Source organism: Pseudomonas sp. UBA6699, from assembly GCF_002454615.1.
GTDB lineage: Bacteria > Pseudomonadota > Gammaproteobacteria > Pseudomonadales > Pseudomonadaceae > Aquipseudomonas > Aquipseudomonas juntendi.
This window is the reverse complement of sequence record NZ_DKJF01000054.1, coordinates 230-5,426: the sequence shown is the minus strand read 5'-3', so window position 1 is coordinate 5,426 and position 5,197 is coordinate 230. Positions and strand designations below refer to the sequence as shown.

Sequence of the window (5,197 nt, the reverse complement as noted above, 5' to 3'; positions counted from 1 at the left end):
AGAAGCGGCTTTAGCCGCGAAAGGGCCGGCAAGTCCAATCACAATGTCAGGGTCAGGCCTTTGACCAGCGCACCCGGCAAATGACTCGACCCGGTGCTGCGCTGTCCATAGGTGCTGGTCGACAGGATCATCTCGCGCTCCTGGGTCAGGTCCTCCAGTTGGCTACCGAGCAAACTGTACAGGCTGTCATCGAAGCGCATGGTGCTCACCGGCCCCTGGATCTGCCCGTTCTCTACCCAGAAGGTGGCGAACCGGGTCAGCCCGGTCATGCGCGCTGCTGGCAAGTCCGAGTAGTTGAGGTACCACAGGTTGCTGATGTACAGCCCAGTGCCCAGCCGCTGCAAGACCTCGTCCATGGGCAGGCCACCCGGTGCCAGGCTGAGTGCGCAGGGCGACTCGTAACTGTCGGCGCCGTTGGCCAGCAGCTTGAATTCGGCGGCGCTGCGCGCGCTGATCAGCCGTTGCGCCGCCCGGCCTTGCTGGATCAGCGGCACATCCAGGCGCGGTGAGCCTTCATCGGAAAACGCCGGGCTCAGCGAGCCGCTGACCTGCTCGGTGAAACTCACCAGCGGGCTCAGCCGTGCATCGCCGTTGTACAGGCGCTGCAAGGCGCTATTGCCGGTGGCCAGCGCCTGGGCGGAAAAACCGCCCCAGCACAGCATGCCGGCGATTTCGTCCATCGCCGCCGGGGCCAGGTAGGCACGGTAGCTGCCGGGTTCGAGGGTGACCGCCGGGCGCCCGAGGAAGCCCAACTGCTCCCGCGCCTGGCGCAGGCGCGCGGTGAAGTCGTCGGGGTTCCACACCTGGCCGGCGTAGTTGGCCTTCACCGCCTGGCCGTTTTCGTGGAACAGGCTCCAGTCGAAGTTGAAGCTGTTGGCCTGGTGCCAGCCGAAGGCACCGAACGAGCTGGCGAAGCCCCGGCAGACCGGGCCCGCGGCATAAATGCCGACCAGGTCCAGGTCACCCGCTTCGCGGTCGAGCAACGCCAGCACATCGCTGAGTTCAGGGAGCGGCTGCTGTTGCTGGCTGTGGCTGTGCCAGGCGCTTTCGTCCAGGCGCAGGTAAGGGTCGACGGCCAGCAGTGGCAGGGTCTGGCGCAGTTGCGCCAGGGCATCCGCCAAGCGTTGGCGGTCCAGTTGCGCATCGCCACTCAAGGTCACCTGCTGCTCGGCTTGGCGACCGTCGCGGATCAGCCGCAGCTGCGCGCTGGCCTGGCTGACATGCCCGGCCTGGCGCACCTTGGCGTGGTTGAAGCGCACGAACTGGGACTGCTCGGCGCTGTAGCCAAGGGTGAACTGCTCGCCACGTTCCAGGGCGGCGCGCACCTCCCCGGCCAGGGTTTCAAAGGCGTGTTTCATCAGGCATCCCCTCCGAATACATCGATCTGGCGGAACACGCAGGCCGGCGAGGCGTGGCCCACGCGCACCACCTGGTTGGGTTCGCCCTTGCCGCAGTTGGGCGTGCCCAGTACCTGGAAGGTGCTGCGGTCGCCGACCGCTGCCAGGTTGCGCCAGAACTGTGCGGAGATGCCCCGGTAGTTGGGGTTCTTGACGATGCCCTTGAGCTCGCCGTTCTCGATCAGTTGGCCCCATTCGCAGCCGAACTGGAACTTGTTGCGCGCGTCGTCGATGGACCAGGACCGGTTGGTCCGCATCAGGATGCCGTGCTCGATGCCCGCGATCAGTTGTTCGAGGGAGTGCTCGCCCGGCTCGATGTTGAGGTTGGCCATGCGGTCGATCGGCGCACGGTTCCAGCCACAGGCGCGGCTGTTGGCCACACCGTCCAGGCCGGAGCGGAACTGCGACAAAGCGCCACCCAGTGGACGCAGCAGCAGGCCGTCGCGGATCAGGAACTGCTTGCTGGCCAGTGTGCCGTCATCATCGAAGCTGTAGCTGGCCAGTTCTTCGCCGATGGTCGGGTCGAAGGTCACGTTCAGCAGGCTGGAACCGTACTGCAGGTAGCCGAAGTCACTGGCTTTGACGAAGCTGGTGCCCGCGTAGTTACGCTCGTCACCGAGGATGCGGTCCATCTCCAGCGGGTGGCCGATCGATTCGTGAATCTGCAGCATCATCTGGTCGGGCATCAACAGCAGGTCGCGCGGGCCACTGGGCGTATTAGGGGCCAGCAGCAACTGCAGGGCCTCGTCGGCGACCCGGCTGGCGGCGCCCACCAGGCCACAACGCTCAACGATCTCGTAACCGCCTTGCTGGCCGAAATTGTCGCGGCCCAGGCTGCGGCTCTGGCTGTCCTGGCCGTTGCTGGCAGTTACCCCCAGCCCCGGGAACAGAAAGCGCTGGGCATGGCGCAGCTCGGCGCCGGCTGAGTTCAGGTAGGTCTGCTCGACCAGGCTCAGGCCCAGACTGGCCTGCCAGTCCACCAGGCGGCTGTCCTTGGGTACGCTGGCTGATTCCGCGGCGAGCAGGCCAAGGCAGTCGGCCAGGCTGGGCACGGGCTGGTCGAGGTTGGGCGAGATGTGGTCGTGGCGGGCGCTGGGCACGGGTTGCCCGCGCAGGTCCAGCAGGCTATGCCGGGCAATCTGCCGGGCCAGGGCTTCGGCGTGCTCCAGGGCGCGCTGCAGGCCGGCCTGCGACAGATCGGCGGTGGCCGCATAGGCCTCCACGCCATTGACCCGTACGGTAAGCATTGCGCCCTCGTCCTGGCTGAACGAGGGTGGCTCGGCCACATTGCGGCGAACCGAAAGCGCCTGGTGCGACTGTTTCACATGGCGCAGGGAAAACAACTCGGCCTTGCTGCGCAGCGCGGCAAAGCGCTGGCGCAGCAGGGCGCTGGAATCGAACATGTGCAAGCCTCCGTGTACACGGTGGCTCCCCCTAGAACCACTCGTCCTGCATCGCGAGGCAAGTGTTGTCGCGCGCCTCGAGCAATGCCAGCTCATTATGGCAGCCTGGTACTTCCCAGGTCAGGAAATAACGGGCGGCCTGCAGCTTGCCGAGGTAAAAGTCGCGATCGGCAGCGTCGGCCTTGAGCAGCCCGAGTTCGGCGTGGACTGCCTGTTCCAGCCACCGCCAGCCGATTACACAGTGGCCGAAGGCCTTCAGGTACAGGGCCGAGTTGGCCAGGGCGCCGGCGACTTTACCCTGGGCCAGGTCACCGAGCAGGGTCAGGGTGACCCCTTGCAGGCGGTTGACCAGTTGCTCCAGTGGCTGGCGCAGCGGGTCGAGGTTGGGGTGATGGCTGGCGCGCTCGCCGGTGGCGGCGATTCGGCGAAGCAGTTGCTTGAGGCCAGCGCCATTGTTCTGCGCCAGCTTGCGGCCGAGCAGGTCGAGCGACTGGATGCCCTCGGTGCCTTCGTGGATCGGGTTCAGGCGGTTGTCGCGGTAGTACTGCTCCACTGGGTATTCGCGGGTATAGCCGTGGCCGCCGAGAATCTGGATCGCCAGTTCGTTGGCCTTGAGGCAGAACGCCGAGGGCCAGGACTTGACGATCGGGGTCAGCAGATCGAGCAGTTCCTGCGCCTGGTTGCGGGCGCTCTCATCACTGCCGGTCTGCGTGTCGTCGAACAGGCGCGCGGCGTACAGGCCAAGATCGAAGGCGCCTTCGACGTAGGCTTTCTGCGCCAGCAGCATGCGTTTCACATCGGTGTGCTGAATGATCGGCACCGCGCTGCTGTGCGGGTCCTTGTTGTCCGGCAGGCGGCCCTGCGGGCGCTGGCGGGCGTATTCCAGCGAATACAGGTAGCCGGCATAACCCAGCATCACCGCGCCCATGCCGACGCCAATACGCGCCTCGTTCATCATCTGGAACATGCAGGCCAGGCCTTGATGCGGCTGGCCGACCAGATAGCCGACGCATTGGCCGTTGTCACCGAAGTTGAGCGCCGTGGAGGTGGTGCCGCGCCAGCCCATCTTGTGGAACAGCCCGGCCAGCAGCACATCGTTGCGCGGACCGCAGCTGCCGTCGGGGTTGACGTGGTACTTGGGCACGATGAACAGCGAGATGCCCTTCACCCCAGGCGGTGCGTCCGGCAGCTTGGCCAGGACCATGTGCACGATGTTTTCCGACAGCTCGTGGTCGCCGCCGGAGATGAAGATCTTGTTGCCCTTGAGCCGATAGCTGCCGTCGCCGGCAGGTTCAGCGCGGGTGCGGATGTCGGCCAGCGACGAGCCGGCGTGGGGTTCGGTCAGGGCCATGGTGCCGAAGAAGCGGCCCTCTATCATCGGCTGCAGGAACAGGCGCTTCTGCTCCTGCGTGCCGAAGCTTTCGATCAGGTTGGCCGCGCCCATGGTCAGGAACGGGTAGGCTGTGGTGCCGGCGTTGGCGGCCTGGAAGTGCGCGAAGCACGCTTGCGAGACCAGGCTGGGCAGTTGCATACCACCTGCGTCGTAGTCGCGGTTGGCGTTGAGGAAACCGGCCTCCAGGAACGCGTCGACGGCGGGTTTCACCTCGGGGATCAGCTCGGCGCGGCCGTCGACGTAGCGCGGCTCGTTTTCATCGGCTTTGCGGTTGTGCGGGGCGAAGAACTTCTCGGCGATGGTGCGCGCGGTGGTCAGCGCGGCGTCGAAGGTTTCGCGGCTGTGTTCGGCGAAGCGTGGGCGCTGGGTGAGGGCTTCGGCGTCGAGGACTTCGTAGAGCTCGAAGGCGAGGTTGCGGGGGCTGAGCAGGGTCTCGGGCATGGGGGCGGTCCTTGAGCGGGCTTGAGGCGAGTCTAGGATCGGCCGAATAAGACTGGCTACCATGATCGATACAAATGATGTTCAGTCACAGATCCTCGTATTTGGAGCGTCTGATGTTGATTGACGGGGGAAGGGGCTGCGTAGAGTGAGCGTCAACGGAACCAGATGCTCGCAGCAAGCATTCCAGCACCTGCGAGATCAACAGGCATGCAGCTATCAGTCTTGGTACCTACGTGCGTCGCAAAAATTTCCTACGTCCAAAGTGATCTCTGGACTGGTGTGGCATTAGCCGCAAACTTCGTAACCTCCCGAGGGGATGAGGGACGTTTTTTTGCGAGCGACGGGAAAGACTACGCCAATACCCGTAGGGTTGTGAGTCAGCGGTGGGTACCGTTGGGCGAAAATGAGCGAAGTTTCGCCAGGCTGGCGGTATCTGGTGGCTTAGGCGTAACTCTGAGTCGCGCATCTTGGAAAGATAGTGTGGCACCTGCTCGGTCACGGATGCCCGCTTTGTTCGCCGCAGCAGCTTCGGCGCCTGTAAGACCGAGCGCCGCCCGCGCGGC

General features: G+C 65.1%; 3 protein-coding genes. All 3 read right to left on the bottom strand.

Features of this window, described 5'->3' with window-relative positions:
- Nucleotides 1–38 precede the first annotated feature (38 nt).
- From B3361_RS10345 to B3361_RS10335, 3 genes are read right to left on the bottom strand one after another with little or no spacing between them, the layout of a single operon-like run.
- A complete protein-coding gene (locus tag B3361_RS10345) occupies nt 39–1,358 on the bottom strand; it encodes a TldD/PmbA family protein (RefSeq protein WP_054904957.1) in 1,320 nt (439 codons plus the stop codon).
- Entirely contained in the window at nt 1,358–2,800 is a 1,443-nt protein-coding gene (locus tag B3361_RS10340; RefSeq protein ID WP_054904956.1) for a TldD/PmbA family protein, read from the bottom strand. The genes B3361_RS10345 and B3361_RS10340 overlap by 1 nt, the downstream gene beginning before the upstream one ends.
- A 31-nt stretch (nt 2,801–2,831) precedes the next feature.
- On the bottom strand, nt 2,832–4,634 hold the full coding sequence (locus tag B3361_RS10335) for an acyl-CoA dehydrogenase (RefSeq protein WP_054904955.1): 1,803 nt from the start codon (nt 4,632–4,634) through the stop codon (nt 2,832–2,834).
- Nucleotides 4,635–5,197: the final 563 nt, after the last annotated feature.